Annotated in this window: 19 protein-coding genes; 14 read left to right on the top strand and 5 right to left on the bottom strand. The window is 64.9% G+C overall.

Annotated elements, in window-relative coordinates; all coding sequences use genetic code 11:
- Window positions 1-277, top strand: a 277-nt coding sequence (locus tag RMO57_RS06965; protein ID WP_310385347.1) for a hypothetical protein, incomplete at its 5' end; no start/stop codon positions are given.
- Between the two features lie 111 nt (window positions 278-388).
- On the opposite strand, the gene RMO57_RS06960 is transcribed toward RMO57_RS06965, so the two are convergent.
- From RMO57_RS06960 to RMO57_RS06950, 3 genes are read right to left on the bottom strand one after another with little or no spacing between them, the layout of a single operon-like run.
- Complete coding sequence (locus RMO57_RS06960) at window positions 389-1,288, bottom strand: patatin-like phospholipase family protein (RefSeq protein WP_310385346.1); 900 nt, start codon at window positions 1,286-1,288, stop codon at window positions 389-391.
- Window positions 1,285-1,950 carry a TetR/AcrR family transcriptional regulator gene (locus tag RMO57_RS06955; protein WP_310385345.1) on the bottom strand — a complete coding sequence of 222 codons (666 nt, stop codon included), beginning with the start codon at window positions 1,948-1,950 and terminating at the stop codon, window positions 1,285-1,287. Before RMO57_RS06955 ends, RMO57_RS06960 begins: the two co-directional genes overlap by 4 nt.
- Window positions 1,951-1,983: 33 nt before the next feature.
- Window positions 1,984-2,778: an SDR family NAD(P)-dependent oxidoreductase gene (locus RMO57_RS06950; RefSeq protein ID WP_310385344.1), complete on the bottom strand. Its 795-nt coding sequence runs from the start codon at window positions 2,776-2,778 to the stop codon at window positions 1,984-1,986.
- 81 nt (window positions 2,779-2,859) lie between these two features.
- On the opposite strand from RMO57_RS06950, the gene RMO57_RS06945 reads away from it, so the two are divergent.
- From RMO57_RS06945 to RMO57_RS06930, 4 genes are all read left to right on the top strand, one after another.
- Entirely contained in the window at window positions 2,860-3,660 is an 801-nt protein-coding gene (locus RMO57_RS06945) for a hypothetical protein (RefSeq protein ID WP_310385343.1), read from the top strand.
- A gap of 194 nt (window positions 3,661-3,854) precedes the next feature.
- Window positions 3,855-5,132 (top strand): efflux RND transporter periplasmic adaptor subunit, encoded by a 1,278-nt coding sequence (locus RMO57_RS06940; protein ID WP_310385342.1) that lies wholly within the window; start codon window positions 3,855-3,857, stop codon window positions 5,130-5,132.
- Between the two features lie 13 nt (window positions 5,133-5,145).
- Window positions 5,146-6,405 carry an ABC transporter permease gene (locus RMO57_RS06935; RefSeq protein ID WP_310385341.1) on the top strand — a complete coding sequence of 420 codons (1,260 nt, stop codon included), beginning with the start codon at window positions 5,146-5,148 and terminating at the stop codon, window positions 6,403-6,405.
- A 1-nt stretch (window position 6,406) separates the two neighbouring features.
- Window positions 6,407-7,111 (top strand): ABC transporter ATP-binding protein, encoded by a 705-nt coding sequence (locus RMO57_RS06930; RefSeq protein WP_310385340.1) that lies wholly within the window; start codon window positions 6,407-6,409, stop codon window positions 7,109-7,111.
- Window position 7,112: 1 nt separating this feature from the next.
- Here RMO57_RS06930 and RMO57_RS06925 read toward each other — a convergent pair whose 3' ends face one another.
- Window positions 7,113-7,457, bottom strand: coding sequence for a PspC domain-containing protein (locus tag RMO57_RS06925; RefSeq protein ID WP_310385339.1), 345 nt, complete (start codon window positions 7,455-7,457; stop codon window positions 7,113-7,115).
- A 167-nt stretch (window positions 7,458-7,624) separates the two neighbouring features.
- On the opposite strand from RMO57_RS06925, the gene RMO57_RS06920 reads away from it, so the two are divergent.
- The 5 genes from RMO57_RS06920 to RMO57_RS06900 all read left to right on the top strand — a co-directional run bounded on the left by RMO57_RS06920 (window position 7,625) and on the right by RMO57_RS06900 (window position 12,555).
- The gene (locus RMO57_RS06920; RefSeq protein ID WP_310385338.1) at window positions 7,625-8,458 is read left to right on the top strand and encodes a hypothetical protein; all 834 of its coding nucleotides are present in this window, start codon (window positions 7,625-7,627) and stop codon (window positions 8,456-8,458) included.
- 105 nt (window positions 8,459-8,563) lie between these two features.
- The gene (locus tag RMO57_RS06915; protein ID WP_310385337.1) at window positions 8,564-8,860 is read left to right on the top strand and encodes a hypothetical protein; all 297 of its coding nucleotides are present in this window, start codon (window positions 8,564-8,566) and stop codon (window positions 8,858-8,860) included.
- Window positions 8,861-9,062: 202 nt separating this feature from the next.
- Window positions 9,063-10,583, top strand: coding sequence for an alpha/beta hydrolase (locus tag RMO57_RS06910; protein ID WP_310385336.1), 1,521 nt, complete (start codon window positions 9,063-9,065; stop codon window positions 10,581-10,583).
- Window positions 10,580-11,371 (top strand): ATP-binding cassette domain-containing protein, encoded by a 792-nt coding sequence (locus tag RMO57_RS06905; protein ID WP_310385335.1) that lies wholly within the window; start codon window positions 10,580-10,582, stop codon window positions 11,369-11,371. Before RMO57_RS06910 ends, RMO57_RS06905 begins: the two co-directional genes overlap by 4 nt.
- Window positions 11,368-12,555, top strand: a complete 1,188-nt coding sequence (locus RMO57_RS06900; protein ID WP_310385334.1) for an ABC transporter permease — start codon at window positions 11,368-11,370, stop codon at window positions 12,553-12,555. The genes RMO57_RS06905 and RMO57_RS06900 overlap by 4 nt, the downstream gene beginning before the upstream one ends.
- 20 nt (window positions 12,556-12,575) lie before the next feature.
- Here the strand turns inward: RMO57_RS06900 and RMO57_RS06895 are convergent, their stop codons facing one another.
- Window positions 12,576-12,944 (bottom strand): hypothetical protein, encoded by a 369-nt coding sequence (locus RMO57_RS06895; RefSeq protein ID WP_310385333.1) that lies wholly within the window; start codon window positions 12,942-12,944, stop codon window positions 12,576-12,578.
- Window positions 12,945-13,134: 190 nt separating this feature from the next.
- Between RMO57_RS06895 and RMO57_RS06890 the strand changes: the two genes are divergently transcribed.
- The 4 genes from RMO57_RS06890 to RMO57_RS06875 form a co-directional block, all read left to right on the top strand.
- Window positions 13,135-13,824, top strand: coding sequence for a helix-turn-helix transcriptional regulator (locus RMO57_RS06890; RefSeq protein ID WP_310385332.1), 690 nt, complete (start codon window positions 13,135-13,137; stop codon window positions 13,822-13,824).
- 112 nt (window positions 13,825-13,936) lie between these two features.
- Window positions 13,937-14,116, top strand: coding sequence for a hypothetical protein (locus RMO57_RS06885; protein WP_310385331.1), 180 nt, complete (start codon window positions 13,937-13,939; stop codon window positions 14,114-14,116).
- Between the two features lie 67 nt (window positions 14,117-14,183).
- Window positions 14,184-15,434, top strand: coding sequence for an HlyD family secretion protein (locus RMO57_RS06880; protein WP_310385330.1), 1,251 nt, complete (start codon window positions 14,184-14,186; stop codon window positions 15,432-15,434).
- The coding region (locus tag RMO57_RS06875) for a cysteine peptidase family C39 domain-containing protein (protein ID WP_310385329.1) at window positions 15,427-16,045 on the top strand (619 nt) is incomplete at its 3' end. The genes RMO57_RS06880 and RMO57_RS06875, both read left to right, overlap by 8 nt.

The raw sequence follows: 16,045 nt of genomic DNA, 5'->3' as shown, positions 1-16,045 counted from the left end.
CACTGCTTCGTTCAGCGGCGACAGCAGCCGTGCAACGTATTTGTTCTTGAATGATTTTCCGTATCGAGCCAAGTCGTTCTCTCATCACTGCCCCCTGTTTGTCGGTTTGTATAGGGGCGACATGTATTCTGACGCGGGGGGATTCCAACTCTCCCCGAAAAATGGGGTCCCCGAAAAATGGGGTCAGGTTCATTTAAGGAAAAATGGGGTTAAAGGAAAAATGGGGTCAGGTTCATTTAGATCAGCCTGGAAAATGAACCTGACCCCTTTTTTATGACCCCTTTTTTACCAATTTAGATCAGCCTGGAAAATGAACCTGACCCCATTTTTACCAACCCTATTTTCACCAATCGACAGCGTGCGGGCGCCCAAACCAAGCAACTCGCGTCTAACGAACGCCGGCCAGCGTCATCTTCCGCAGCAGGTCGGGCAGCAAGTGCTGTGCCTCAGCTTCCCCGGCCCGCTGCGCCTGCGAAAAATAGCTGGCTCGCGGGCCGGCGGCGTACGCCATATCGGGGTGGATCACAAAATCGGCCAGGCGGGTCTCTAGGTCGATGCGGCTGCGGCGCCGGGCATCTCGGTCACGCTGAGCTGACGTGGTGCCCGGGGCCGCCTTGCCGGCTCGGGCCGACACATCCACCGCGATCACAAACGTCGCGCCAGCTTGCCGAGCAGCGCGCACGGCCACGGGCAGGGACTCTTCGGCATCTTCGTACTCGACGCCCCGCACGCCCACGGGCGAGATCACGCCTGCCACCGCGCTCGATGCGCGCACCGCCACGCCCACATTGCCGCGCTCAAAGAAGACGGGCTGTTTGTCGTCGCGCCGGGTGGTGGCCACGATCAGGCGGCGCGGCAATTGCTCCAGTGAAGCGTTGCCCAGCCGAAGGTTGACGTAGTCCTGCAGGCGCTGCCCGTGAATCCAGCCCCGGTCGGCGAACAAGGAAGGGTCAAACAAGGTCAGCGGCCCACCGCTGCGCGCCGCCTCGTCCAACTGAGCGGCGTTGTAGCCTGCCGCCCAGAAGGCGCCGAGCAGCGATCCCACGCTGGAGCCAACCAGCAGGTCCACTTGCACGCCCGCTTCTTCCAGCACCTTCAAAACCCCAATATGGGCATAACCGCGCGGGCCGCCGCTGCCCAGCACCAGGGCGACGCGGGGTTTCGGCTCGGTGCTGCTGGCCGTCGTGAGAGGCACCGGGCTATCAGGCGCGGTGTAGTTGTAGGCCGTACAGCCTGACAGTGACAGGGTCGCCAGCAAGCCATACAGCGCAGCAGGTCGAAGATTCATGTCGCACGGTTTCGCTTGGGTTTCGGTGCAGCGGGAGCAGGCGGCACAAGGTCCGGCAGGTTCAGACCCAGACCCAGGCCTATGCGCGCCATCATGTCTTGTGGCAGGGCTTGCTCAACGCCGGCTGCGAGGTTCAGGTGTTGCATCACATTGGCCTGCGTGATGCTGGCCATGCCGTGCAGAGCGGACCAGATAAACATCGCCTGCCGGTCGGCCTGAGCGTGCTGATCGGCTGGTTGGCCGTGCATGGCGCGCAGGCTGTCGCGCAGCAAGTTGAACGCATGCACCGCGTGCTGCACCAGCGCCGGGTGCTGCGCGGGCTCGGGCCATTGCGTGCCAAACATCAGGCGGTATTCCAAGGGTTTTTTAAGCGCGTAGTTCAGGTAGGCGTGCCCCATGGCTTCCAGGTCGGCTTCGGGCTGGCCGGTGCGCGGGTGATCATCCAGGTGCTGCGCGAAGTCGGCAAAACAGCGGCGCATGATTTCGGCCAGCAAATGGTCGCGGCTTTCAAAGTGGCGGTAGGGCGCCTGGTGCGAAATATCCAGCTTGCGCGCCACATCACGCATGCTCAGGTTTTCAACGCCGCGCTCGGCGATCACTTCGCGCGCCGCCTGCACGCACGCCTCCTTGAGCGATGAGGCCGGGTCTCGGGATTTGGTCATGGGTATTCAGTGTGCCAACGGCGATGGGTAGTTTCAGGGCCGGCGGGCCATGCCAGCCATGACCTTGCCCATGATCTTGATGCGCGCCCAGCGCGGCGTGAGCGCCAGCGAATAGCCCAGCAGCTTGGCAAGAAAACCAGGGCGCACCGTGCCCGTGCGGCCCAGCGCATCCAAGCTGGCGCGAGCCACCACCTGCGGATCTTCAGCTTGAGCCATGGTCATCCGCGAGCGCGCCGCAAAGCCGGAGCGCACCGGGCCGGGCGCTACTGCCAGCACCTGCACGCCGAGGCCGGACCATTCTTCGCGCAGGCCCTCGGCCAGGGTTTGCACATAGGCTTTGCTGGCCGCGTAGTGGGCCGAGCGGGGCACGCCCTGAAACGCCACCACCGAACTCAGCAGCAGCAAGCCACCCCGGCCGCGCTGCACCAGCCGGTGCCCCATGCCCCAGCTCAGCGCCGCGAGCGCCCCGCAGTTGACCTGCAACATGTCCAACTCAGTGGGCAGATCGTTCTGAAGAAATAGCCCGGAAGTGCCGAACCCCGCCGCGCACACCACCAGCCCCACATCGTGGTCTTTGCTGCATTTAAGCACCTGCTGCACGCCTTCCGTGTTCGACAAGTTTGCCGGCACGACCCGGCACTGCACACCGTGCGCCTGGGTCAGTCTGGCCGCCAGCTGCTCCAACTGTGCACGGCGCCGCGCCACCAGGATCACATGCACCCCGCGCCGCGCCAACTCCTCGGCAAACGCGCGGCCAATGCCGTCCGATGCGCCGGTGACCAGGGCCCATGGGCCGTACTGCTGCACAAAGGCTGAAGCTGCGTTCACCATCGTTGCCCCCAATTTCGTTGACAGTGTCTACAAGTATCACGCACAATTGTTGACAGTGTCAACTTGTGGAGCATGACCTTGGCGACTGCAACCTCGTCGAATGCACGTGGGCTGGTTCAAGAAGCCCGTGCCTTGCACCGCGAACTGTTGGTGCGCCAGCCATTGCTCGCGAGATTTGCGTGGCTGATGCTGGCTCTGATGCTGCCGACCTTGCTGCTGTTGGCGCTGGACGACCGCAGCTGGCGCGACGTGGCCATCTGGGCCAAGCCCTTGAAGTTCATGGCCTCCACGGCGCTGTTCTCAGCCAGCACCGCGTGGTTCATCGGCTTGCTGCCCGAGTCCATGCGCCGTATGCGGACCGTGCGTAGCTTGGCGTGGGTCGTGGTGCTGACCTCGAGCTTCGAAGTGGGCTACATCAGCCTGCAGGCCGCCCTGGGCGAAGGCTCCCACCACAACCTGCGCGACCCGCTTCACGCTGCGCTGTTTGGGCTCATGGCGCTGGCTGCCGTCCTGCTGACCTCAACCCAGGCCGTGTTGGCCTGGCTGATTGCCCGACACAGCAACACGAGCGATACGGTGCTGACTCAAGCCGTGGTGGCCGGCCTCATGCTGACCTTCCTGCTCGCCACGATCAGCGGCTTTCTCCTCGGTGGCCAGCAGCCGCCAGCGGGCGTGGGGGTGCCCATCGTGGGCTGGCATATGGGCGGCGCAGACGCACGCCCGGCTCACTTCATGGGTGTTCACTCACAGCAACTGCTGCCCTTGGTGGGCTTGGCGCTGCAGCAGTGCCGCGTCGTACAGGGGGCCCGGTGGGTGGGCGCCGCCGCGGCGAGCTACGCGCTGCTTTGGGCGCTGCTCATGGCGCGGGCGCTGCCGTAGTGCAACCATCAGCAAAAATGGGGTCGCAGCAAAAATGGGGTCGGGTTCATTTATTCGCAGCGATTTAAATGAACCTGACCCCTTTTTCAAGCACCCACAATTGACGCAGAACAAGCCGCCATCCGAGCCGTGCCCGTAGATTGACGCTTCAGCAAAAACCGCGCCGCGCCTTTATGAAAACCGACCTGCCCGCAATGCTGAAGACGCTTGGCTGGAAGTGGCGCTTGGCTTTGCTGGCCTTGCTGCTGAGCTTGGCCGCATTGGCGTGGCGCAGCTGGCGCGGCCCGGAGGTCGCGACCGCCACGGTCATGCGCCGCGACTTTGTGCAGTCGGTGGTGGCCAGCGGGCGCGTCGAGACGCCGCACCGCGCCGATATTGCGGCGCAGATCACCGGCACCGTGGCACGCGTGCCCGTCGCTCAAGGCGGACAGGTCGAGGCGGGGGACTTGCTGATCGAGCTGGAATCCACCGAGTTGCGCGCCAATCAACGCCAGGCCGAGTTGGCGGTGCAGCAGACCTTGGCCCGCGTGCGCCAGGTCGCGGAGTTGCAAGCACCGGTGGCCGAGCAACAGCTGCGCCAGGCGCAAGCCAACTTGGCTAACGCCAAATCGCAGCTGAACCGGCAACAAGCCTTGTTCGAGCAAGGCTTCATCGGCGAGGCCGCGCTGGAGCAGGCACGCACCACGCTGGTCTTGACTGAAGCGCAGTGGCACTTGAGCCAAAAGCAAACCGAAGCGCTGCGCCCCGGCGGCAGCGACGCCGCCCTGGCCGACGCGGCGCTGGCGCAAGCGCGCGCCAGCGCCGAAGCCGCGGCCGCACGCGCTGCCTACGCCCGCATCAAAGCGCCGGCCGCCGGCACGCTGATTGGCCGCAAGGTGGAGGTCGGCGATGTGGTGCAGGCCGGCAAGGTCTTGATGACGCTGTCGCCAGCGGGGCGCACGCAGCTGGTCTTGAGCGTCGATGAACGCAATCTGCGCCTGATCGCGCCCGGTCAGCCGGCGCTGGCTTCGGCCGACGCTTTCCCTGACCAGCGCTTTGCGGCCAAGCTGGTCTACATCAACCCCGGCGTGAACGCGCAGACCGGCGCGGTCGAGGTCAAGCTGGATGTAGCGGCGCCGCCGCCCTATCTGAGCCAGGACATGACGGTGTCGGTGGACATCGAAGTGGCGCGCCGCCCGCAAGCCTTGCTGCTGCCGCTGGCCGTCGTGCGTGAGCCCGACAGCAGCGCACCTTGGGTGCTGCGCGTGGGCGCTGACAGCAAAGCCCGCCGCCAAAACGTGCGCCTGGGCCTGCGCAGCGGCGGCTATGCCGAGCTGCTGGACGGCTTGGCCGAAGGCGACCGCCTGCTGCTGGCCAAAGAGCCGGTGCAGGACGGCGCGCGGGTGCGCGCCAAAGCGGATGCTCCCGCCGCCAAGCCCGGCAGCGCCGCCCTTCCCGCCGCCCTTCCCGCCGCTCTTCCCGCCGGTCACTGAAAGCCTGCGCCCCATGGCCCGCACCCTGCCCTCTGCCTTGCCTTTCGAATGGATCGTCGCGCTGCGCTTCTTGCGTGAAGGGCGGCTGCAGACCTTGTTCATCATCATCGGCGTGGCGATTGGCGTGGCCGTGATCGTGTTCATGTCGGCCTTGCTGGCCGGGCTGCAAGGCAACTTCATCCGGCGCGTGTTGACGGCCCAAGCGCATATCCAGCTGCTGCCGCATCAGGAGGTGACGCGGGCGCTGCGGCCGGCCAGCCTGACCGAACAGCCGGGCGCCATCATCCAGCCGCCGCTGCAGCGGCTCAAGTCGATCGATCAATGGCAGGCGGTGGCCACCCAGGTGCGCGCCACGCCGGATGTGCTGGTGGTGTCGCCGCTGACCAGCGGCTCGGCCCTGGTGCTGCGCGGCAGCGCCAGCCGGGCGATTGCGGTCAACGGCATCGATCCCGATTTGTATTACCGCATCGTGGATCTGAACGACAAGCTGGTGCGTGGGCGTGCCGATCTGGGCGGCACCGACATCTTGATCGGCACTGATCTTGCCACCGATCTGGGCGTGGACATCGGCGACAAGCTGCGCCTGACGACCGCCAACTCGGCCAACGCAGCCAACGCGGACGCCAGCACCCTCACCATCATCGGCATCTTCGACCTCGGCAACAAAGGCGCCAACCAACGCAGCACTTTTGTGGCGCGCCATACCGCGCAAAGCCTGCTGGGCCTGCCCGGCGGCGTCACCAGCCTGGATGTGACGGTGCGCGATGTCTACGCGGCCGAAAAAATTGCACAGACGATCGCGGCCAGCACCGGCGTGCAGGCCGACAGCTGGATCAAGTCCAGCGCGCAATTCTTCTCGGCCGTCAGCGCGCAAACCACGGCCAACACGGCGATCCGCTTCTTTGTGGGCCTGTCGGTGGCCTTTGGCATCGCCAGCGTGCTGGTGGTGGTGGTGGTGCAGAAGTCGCGCGAGATCGGCATTCTGCGCGCGATGGGGATTTCGCAGGCGCAGATCCTGCGCGTCTTCTTGCTGCAAGGCGGGCTGCTGGGCCTGGGCGGCTCGCTGGTGGGCAGCGGCGTCGGCGCGTTCGCGCTGTGGCTGTGGCAAATCTATGCGCGCAATGCCGACGGCACGCCGCTGTTTCCGCTGGTGTTCGATCCGCAGCTGTTCGGCGCTGCCCTGCTCTTGGCCACGCTGACGGGCCTGATCGCCGCTTTTGCGCCGGCCCTGCGCGCGGCACGACTTGACCCCGTGGTGGCCATCCGTGCTTGAAATGACAACAACATCCGAAGCCGCCAAGAAGGTGGTGGTGCAGCTGCAAGGCGTGCGCAAGGTCTTCAACCCCGGCACGCCCATCGCCACCGAGGTGCTGCACGGCATTGATCTGAGCCTGCACAAGGGCGAGTTCTGCGCGGTGATGGGGCCGTCGGGCTCGGGCAAAAGCACGCTGCTCAATATCGTCGGCCTGCTGGACCGCCCCAGCAGCGGTACCTTGACGATCAACGGCGAAGAAACGACCCAGCTGGACGACCGCGCGCTGACCCGGCTGCGCGGCCACAGCATCGGCTTTGTGTTCCAGTACCACCACCTGATCAGCGCCTTCACCGCGCTGGAGAACGTGATGATGCCGATGTTGGGGGCGGCCGGTTTTCCTAACGCCGAAATGCATCAGCGCGCGCTGGAGTTGATCGCCAGCGTCGGGCTGACGCCCTGGCAAGACAATATGGCCGGCAACTTAAGCGGCGGCCAGCAACAGCGCGTGGCGGTGGCGCGCGCACTGGCGATGAAGCCGGCCCTGCTGTTGGCCGATGAGCCCACCGGCAACCTCGACAGCAAAAGCGCCGATGCGGTGTTTGAGCTGCTGCGCCGCGTCAATCAAGAGCAAGGCACGGCCATCCTGTTCGTGACCCACAACCCGGCGCTGGCCGCTCGTTGCGACCGCACCATTCAAGTGATTGATGGCTTGGTGAGCGGCTGAATCAAGACTCTTCGGGCACAAAGATCCAAAGCAGGATGTAGACCAACACACCCGAGCCGGCAAACAGCGCCAGCACCGTCAACAGCAGACGACACAACCAGGACTCGATGCCGGTGAGCTTGGCGATACCGCCGCAGACGCCGCCGATCCAGCGGTCGTCAACACTGCGCCGCAGCTCATTGATGCCACCCGCAGCGGCGCTGCTCGTGGACCGATAGCCGGATGCAGAGGGCGCATGGCTTGCGCCAGCCAGCAGGCGCTCTTTGGCACGGGCGAACTCTTCGGCGGTCAACACCCCGCGTTGATGCAACTCGGCCAATTTGTCCAGCTCGATGCTGTCAGACATTGCTTGCTCCTAGAAAGTGATGGACACAGCTTAACGTGAGGCCTGCACGGTCTGTTTGCAAGTTGCGACGAACTGCAGTTTCGCCCGGCTGAACTTGGCCGCGGCGCGCCCGATGTGCGCTCACCCACCGAGCCACGCCGCTGAAATCATCGCTTATGCTGCTGCCGATGAACGCCACCGTACGCCGCCTGCTGCTCATCTCTGCCCTGCTCGCCAGCGCCGCCCTGGCCTGGCTGCCGCAGTTGGATGCGCTTGCGACCGAGCGGGTTGACGCGGGCCTGAAGCGCGCCTTGATCACCTTCGCCACCGCGCGCACGCTCAATGCGGTGATCTCGACGCTGCAAGAAACGACGCTGTCGGTTCAGCCGCTTGGCGTCGGCGTGACGGTGGCGCCCGGCCAGATGCTTGATCCGATCAATGACCTGATCGAGCAGTTCTCGACGCTGATGCTGGCGGCCTCGGTCTCCTTCGGCGTGCAGAAGGTGCTGATCTCGGTCGGCGGCCATGCCTGGGTCAGTGCGGTGCTGACGCTGACTGCGCTGGGCGTGAGTGGGCTGCTTTGGCGGGGTCAGGTGCTGCCCCGCTTTGCCGGCGCGGCTTTGATCGGGCTGCTGGTGCTGCGATTCAGCGTGCCCTTGTCCCTCTTGGGCAGCGATCTGGCTTTCAAGCAGCTGCTGGCCGAGGACTACCAAAGCAGCCAACAAGGCATCGCCAACACGGCCGGCGAGTTGGGGCGCCAAGCCGCCGCCGCCAACCCATCAGGCGCCGCAGCAGCCCAACAGTCGACACTGGACAGGCTCAAGCGCGCGGCCACCCTGCCCGATGTGCGCGCCTACGCAGAACGCATGCAAGAAGCGGCCAACCGCGCCGTCAGCGATTTGATCCGGCTGATCGTCAGCTTCTTGATGCAGACCTTGGTGTTCCCGCTGCTGCTGATGTGGCTGATGCTGCGCCTGGCGAAGTCGGCGCTCAGTTTGGATGATCGGCAAAGAATCTGGTGATAGTGCCGATAGACGCTGACGAAGTTTGTCCGCTATCCTCCAGACGGCCTCAAACCCCTCCTCCTTTTGCTCCCGCGGGCCCTGTCTGCGCCGAGGAGGAAATTCTTGTTTGACATCACCCATAAGAGTTTTGACATGATTGAATTTCCAAAGACATTGCTGGCCGTGCTGGGTGTGGCCGTGACGCTGCTGCTGACGGCTTGCGCCTCCACCATCGAGGAGCCGCCGGAGCTGGTTCAGCAAACTCCTCAAGAGGCCGCTGCAGAGGCGGCGGCCACCATCACCGGGAGTCGCATTCCCAGAAAATCAACCGAGCGCTTGGTCAAGCAAACTGACAATGCGGGCGCCAAGGATATGAACAACAGTCGCCCTCCGGAGCCGGGGCCGCTCAAGACCCGATGACCGCATGCAGTCCTGTGTTGGCTTGTTAGAGCCCCTGCCGTCAGCCCTGATGGCGGCGGCCTGCGCCACCAAGCGACCGCCATTCAAGACCATTCAACGCCACTGACCGCCATTCGCCGCTTGAGGCCGCAGGCGGCACCCGGCCTTCCCCATAATCCGCTCCAGTTCAGCACAGCTCTGATGATGATCCTGGAGGACGGAAATGACAGACACAAAGCGCCAGCATCTGCGGCGCCAAGCCGGACCTGCTGCCCTGGGCTTAGCGCTCAGCCTGACATTGATAAATGGCTCGGCCACAGCTGCGACTGGGCCGGACAAAGGCATCACCGGCCCCTGCCGCATCGAGGGCATGCCCAATGAGCTGCAATGCGGGTCCGTCAAGCGCCCGCTGAATCCGGCCGAGCCGGCCGGCGTGCAGATAGCCATTCACTTCCTGGTCGTGCCCGCGATGGCGCGCAACAAGCAGCCGGACCCGGTGCTGATGCTGGCCGGCGGCCCCGGCCAGAGCGCCATCGGCGTCGCGTCGATGGCGCTAGGCCGGCTGGCGCGGCTGAACAACCGCCGCGATCTGGTCTTCATCGACCAGCGCGGCACCGGCAAGTCGGCGCCGCTGCAATGCGCCGACGACCGCGAGCTACCTACGCCTGAGGCCCTCGACGCTAACGCGCAGTTCAAACGGCTGGAGAGCTGCCGCCAGGACCTCGCCAAGCTGCCGCACGGCGATCTGCGCTTTTACTCGACCACGATCGCGATGCAGGACTTCGAGGCGGTGCGGCTGGCGCTGGGTGCGCCGCAGTGGAATTTGATCGGCGCCAGCTACGGCACACGCGCCGCGCTGGAGTACCTGCGCCTGTTCCCGGCGCAGGTGCGGCGCACGGTGCTGGACGGCGTGGCGCCGCCCGATATGGTCTTGCCGGCCAGCTTCTCGACCGACGGCCAGGCCGCGCTCGACGCCAGCCTGCGGGCCTGCGAGAAGGAGCCGAGCTGCCAGCAGCAGTTCCCGATGCTGCGTCAGCAATGGGCCGAGTTGCTGGCCAGCATGCCGCGCCAAATCAGCGTTAGGCAGCCGCTGACCGGCCAACCGGAGAGCTTCACGCTGAGCCGCGAGATGCTTCTGCGCAGCGTGCGCCTGCCGCTTTATTCACCGGCCTTGGCGGCCGCCCTGCCCGCGGCAATAGCGGCGGCCAGCGCAGGCCGGTTCGAGGGCTTGATGGGCCTGTCCAGCGTGATCGGCGGCGGCAAGTCCAGCCGCTTGGCCATGGGCATGCATTTCTCGGTGGTCTGCTCTGAGGACGTGCCGCGCCTGGCGCAGGCCAGCGACCAGCCTGGCGCCGATTTTGGCAATGCCGATGCCCAGCTCTATGCCCGAGTTTGCAAGCAATGGCCGCGCGCCGAGATCGCGCCGGCCTTCTACAGCATGCCGCCGACCGGCTCGCCGGTGCTGCTGCTCAGCGGCGGCGCCGACCCGGCCACGCCGCCCCGCCACGGCGAGCGCGCGGCCAAGGCGCTGGCCGCCGCTAACGCAAAGCTGGTACAGCACATCGTCGTGCCCGAGGCCGGCCATGGCGTGATGGGCGTGGGCTGCACCGTTGAGCTGCTGTTCCGCTTTATCGACGCCAAAACAGACGCCTTGGCGCTGCCGCAAGACGCGAGCTGCGCCAGCAAGATCCCGCGTCCCGGCGTCTTCCTGCCGGTGCAGGCCAGCCAGGGGCAACAGCCATGATCCGCATTGAGAACGTCAGCAAACAATTCTTCGCCAAGAGTGGCGGCTCGCTGCTCAAGCGCCCGGCCAAGCTGCTGGTGCAAGCGGTCAAGTCGGTGACGGTGATTGCCCCGAACGGCCGCATCACCGGCTTGCTGGGCCCCAACGGCGCCGGCAAGACGACCACGCTGCGCATGTTGGGCGGCATGTTCACGCCCGACAGCGGCCGCATCACGGTCGACGGCATCGCGGTCGCCGAGCAGCCGCGCCAAGCGCTGGCCCGCATGGGCATTTTGGGCGACGCGCATGGGCTCTACCCGCGCTTGTCGGCGCGCGAGAACATCATCTACTTCGGCCGCTTGCAGGGCATGGAAGAAGCTGCGGCGAATGCCCGTGCCGAAGACTTGGCCAGGCTTTTGGAGATGAACAAGATCCTCGACCGCCGCGCCGAAGGCTTCAGCCAGGGGGAAAGAATGAAGACGGCGCTGGCCCGAGCGCTGGTACATGACCCGGCCCATATCGTGCTGGACGAACCGACCAACGGTCTCGACGTGCTGGCCACGCGGGCCTTGCGCGCGGCGCTGCGCCATCTGCGCTCGAAAGAGGGCGGCAGCAAGTGCATCATTTTCTCGACCCACATCATGCAAGAGGTGGAGCAGCTTTGTGAGCATGTTGTCATCGTGGCGAATGGGCGCAGCGTGGCCGAAGGATCGGTCGAGCAGCTGCTGGAACAAGCCGGCGAGCGCAAGTTCGAAGACGCCTTCGTCAAGCTGGCTTTCAACCCTGAACCGACCGGAGTGGCGGCATGAAACAAAGCACATTGGGCAAGAACTTCTGGATCGTCTTGGTCAAAGAGGTACTGGACGCGCTGCGCGACCGCCGCACGTTGCTGCGCCTGATGGTGCCGGCGGTGCTGATGGGGCCGCTGCTGCTGTTGGCGCTGTCCGGCTTTATCTCCTCGCTGGAGGAGCGGGCCGACAAGCGCGAAGTGATGGTGGCCGGCATCGAACACGCCCCCACCCTGCGCAACTATCTGGAGCGCCAGACCTACAGCATCAAAGCGGCGCCGGCCGACTACGAGGCGCGGCTGCGCAATACCCAGCTGCTGGAGCCGGTGCTGGTCATAGCCAAAGATTTTGAAGCGGCATTGTTGACCGGCCGACAGCCGACCGTGGAGCTGGTCAGCGACAGCGCCAATCAGCGCGCCAGCAGCGGGCTGGGGGCCTTGAGCCGCTTGCTGGGCGGCTTCAACCGCGAGCGCGCGACGCTGAATATGGCGCTGCGCGGCGTCTCGACCGAGTTGTTGCAGCCGGTCTTGGTGGAAGAGCGTGACCTGGCCAGTGCGCAGGCGCGCGCCAGCCGCATCACCAGCATCATTCCGATGTTCATCATCATGGCCGTGCTGTACGGCGCGCTAACGGCCGCTCTCGACAGCACCGCTGGTGAGCGCGAGCGCGGCTCGCTGGAGCCGCTGCTGATGAACCCGGTGCAGCATCTGGCCCTGGTCATGGGCAAATGGGGCGCGGTGGCGCTGCTGGGTCTGCTGGTGGCGCTGCTGGCCAGCCTGAGCTTTATCCCGGCGCAATGGCTGCTGCGCAGCGACAGCCTGCAGGCGATGTTCCAGTTCGGCTGGTATGAGGTGTTCGCTTTTTTGCTGCTGCAACTTCCATTGGCAGCGGGCCTCGGCGCGGTCTTGATGGCGATGGCAATCCGCTCCAAGACCTTCAAGGAGGCGCAGGCCGGCAGTGGCTTGATCGTCACGCTGGTGGGCTTGGCGCCGATGGTCAGCATGCTCAACCCCGGCGGCGACGCGGCCTGGTATTTGTGGGTACCGGGTCTGGCCCAGAACACGCTGATGATGTTGGTGCTGAAGGGCGAGGCGCTGAGCTGGGCGCTAGTGATGCCGGGCGTCTTGGTGGGGGCGGGTTTAACGGTGGGCAGCTTGCTCTTCGTTGCGAAGTCCATGCGATTGGCTGTAGCCGGACACAAATAGTTTGATTGCTTGTGGAGGGCTCAGTGCAGGCCGAGCGCGCGCTGCACCTCGTATTGCCAGGGCAAACCATGAACGATTTCGTTCAGCTGCAGCACCGACTCCAGTGGCGCCAGCACCTCGCCGGCCGGATTGAGGAACTGCAAATTGGTGATCAAGGCCATCGGATCCACCATCGCCACCAAGCCGGCCGGCAGGCTGATCCAATCCCAAGCCACGCCCGCGATCGCCTGGCCCTCGGCGCCTTGCCACAGGGTTTGCCCCAGGGATGGGCGCGCTGCGTCGCCTGTGACCAACACTTGGGTGCTCAAATGAGCGAACTGCAGGCTTTGCGCATGCTGCGCTTCACACAAAACCCGAGGCCAAGCGTAGACAATCCAAGCTGGAGTCATAGATAAAATAGAAGTTGGGGAAGAGGTGGTTGACAGCGCGTAAGAGGTCATAGCAGCCAGTGTGCTGCTTGCTGAAATAAACGCCAGCTGTAAACCTTGTCAGGGAGAGGATGGATGGGCCCATTGCCAAGTCGGCCGTAGGCCCGCCTTAGTGGGAAGCAAAGCGATGTTGCAGGGGGGATACCAGTCGGTGCTTGAAGCTCGGAGCCGGGATGCGTTCACCTATGAGCTTGAGCATTTCACCAAGGCACTCGGTTTCGACAAGTTTTCGGCCATAACGGTGGTTGACCATTCGCTTGGTCGCTCCGATTTCATCAATATTGACAACTGCCCAAATGGCTTTCGCGAAGCCATGGACAGCCCACAGCTAGGCCAGCGGGATCCCGTCATGCAGCATTGCAAACGACAAAGCGTGCCCATAGTCTGGGATCAGCGAACCTATGTGAAAGAGAGCGCCGGCGATCTTTGGGACGTCCAAGCCAGGTTCGGCTATCGCACCGGCATCGCTCTGGCCCTGCATCTGCCGGAAGGCCGGCATTTTGTGCTGGGCATGGAACGCAGCGAAGCGTTGCCGGCCGACTCCCGCGAATTGACGCGGATAGTGGCGGACATGCAGTTGTTCGCCGTTCACGCGATGGACACCGCCTTGCGCGTCTTGCTGCCGCCTGAGCAGCAACTTGACCAACCCCACCTGACGCCGCGCGAGTTGGAAGCGCTGCGCTGGACCATGGACGGCAAGACGGCCTGGGAAGTGGGCGCCATCCTGAGCATCACCGAGCGCACGGCCGTGCTGCATCTCAGCAACGCCATGCACAAACTCGGTTGCAATAACAAGCACCAAGCGGTGTTGAAGGCCTTGCGCCTGGGCTTGATCCGCTGAGTCCGGCCCAAATTCCCGAGCGACACTGTAAGAGTTGACAGTTACCTGTTTTGCTTAGCCTTGCTGAAATGGCTTTGTGCACCTAGCGCACTCCACTCATTCGGAACCGGTCATGCAAAACACACAAAATCTTTCCCTGAACCTTCAGTTGCCTGCCCAAGGCCCAGTTGAGATCGACGTTCAATTGCTGAGCTTGGTTGGTGGCGGCTTGCCAAAAAGTACATGGGGCGCGGTCGAGGCTAACGTCTCGGAATTGAGCCCCTTGGTTCAGTTGCCAAAGAGCACGTGGTAAATCAAATTTCCTCGCTGTCATCGCGTCTGCCTGAGGAGGATTGGGGCTAGATAGCCCCGACCTCTCCATGCTTTTTCGCCCCGAAGCCGTCAAGGCCCAGAACCAAACTTGGTTAGGCAGCATCCAACTGCTGCGCCCGCTGTCGTTGCGGCTGCTGAGCATGTCCGCCATCTCGGCGGTACTTGGCGTGGGCCTGTTTCTGAGCCAAGCCGAATACACCCGCAAGGCCCGGGTCAGCGGCTATCTGCTGCCCGACCGTGGCGTGCTGCGCGTCAGCAGCCCGCAGGCCGCCACCGTGCTGATGCGCGAGGTCGGCGAGGGCCAGCAGGTCAAGGCCGGCGACCTGCTGTTTGTGCTCAGTCTGGACAACGCCAGTCAAAGCAGCGAGGCCATCGCCCAGAACCTGACGGCGGGCCAGCAAAGCCTGCAGGACACCGCCGAACAACAACGCCAGTTAGCGCACACTCAGCAGCAGACGCTGGCCGTGCGCCGCAGCGGTATCGAGCGCGAGCTGGCGCTGCTGCAGGCCGAGGCCGGCTTGCAGCAGGAACGCCAGACGCTGGCCGACGCGGCCTTGGCGCGGCTGGAGCAGCTCGGCCGAGATCAGTTCATCTCCGCCGCTCAGGTGCAAGCCAAGCGCGAGGAGATCCTGGGCCTGCGCGCCCAGGGCCAGGCGCTGGAGCGCCAACGCGAGACCTTGCGGCGCGAGCTACAAGCGACGCTGGCCGAGGCGCAGCAGCTGCCGCTGAAGGCCCAGGTGCTGCAAGGCGAGATCGCCCGTGACCGCGCCGAGCTGAACCGGTTCGGGCTCGAAGCCGAAGGCCGCCGCCGCCTGCTGCTGCGCGCGCCCAGCGACGGCGTGGTCGCCACGCTGCAGGCCGAAAGGGGCCAGAGCATCAACGCCGGCACCGTGCTGGCCAGCCTGCTGCCGGCCCAGACGCAGATGGTGGCGCAGCTGTATGCGCCGTCCAGCGCGATCGGCTTTGTGCGGCCGCAACAGGCGGTCAATCTGCGCTACCAGGCCTTCCCCTATCAAAAGTTCGGCCAACAAAGCGGCCGCGTCTTGCAGGTATCGCGCACCCCGCTGACCCCGGCCGAGCTGGCGCTATTGAATCTGCCCTCTGCCCTCAGCCAGGGCGCGTTGAGCGAGCCGCTGTACCGCATCACCGTCGGCCTGGACCGCCAATCCGTCAGCGCCTATGGCCAGGAGCAGGCGCTGCAGCCCGGCATGCAGCTGGATGCCGATGTGTTGCTGGAGCGGCGCAGCCTGATCGAATGGATTTTCGAGCCCTTGTTAAGCCTCGCACGCCGTGTCTGAGCCCAGTTTGATCCACCGCCTCAAGCTCGGCTGGCGCGGTCGCACACGCCTGCCGTTGCTGCTGCAGACCGAAGCGGCCGAATGCGGTCTGGCCTGCCTGGCGATGGTTGCCAACGCGCATGGTTTACAACTCAATCTGAACCAGCTGCGAGCGCGCTTTTCGCTCTCGCTGAAGGGCGTGACGATGGCCGATCTGGTCCGCATGGCGGCCGATCTGGGCCTGGCCAGCCGGGCGCTGCGGGCCGAACCGGCCCATCTGGCGCAGCTGCAACTGCCGGCCGTGCTGCATTGGGACTTCAATCACTTCGTCGTGCTGGCCGAGGTCAGCGGCGACTACTGCGTGATCCACGATCCCGCCCATGGCCGGCGCCGCATGCGACTGGCCGAGTTGTCGCACCATTTCACCGGCGTGGCGCTGGAGCTGCGGCCGGGCGCCGATTTCGTGCCCCAGGCTGCGGCGCCTGGTCTGCGCTGGCGCCAGTTGTTCGGCCGCATCAGCGGCTTGAAGCGCTCCTTGGTGCAGATCCTGGGTCTGGCGCTGGCGCTCGAAATGCTGGCCCTGCTGTCGCCCTTTTTGCTGCAATGGGTGGTCGACGGCGTGCTGGTCAGCG

Source organism: Roseateles sp. (genome assembly GCF_031397715.1).
Lineage (GTDB): Bacteria > Pseudomonadota > Gammaproteobacteria > Burkholderiales > Burkholderiaceae_C > Paucibacter_A.
Note: the sequence above shows the minus strand (reverse complement) of the source record. Positions and strands in the feature narration are given on the sequence as shown.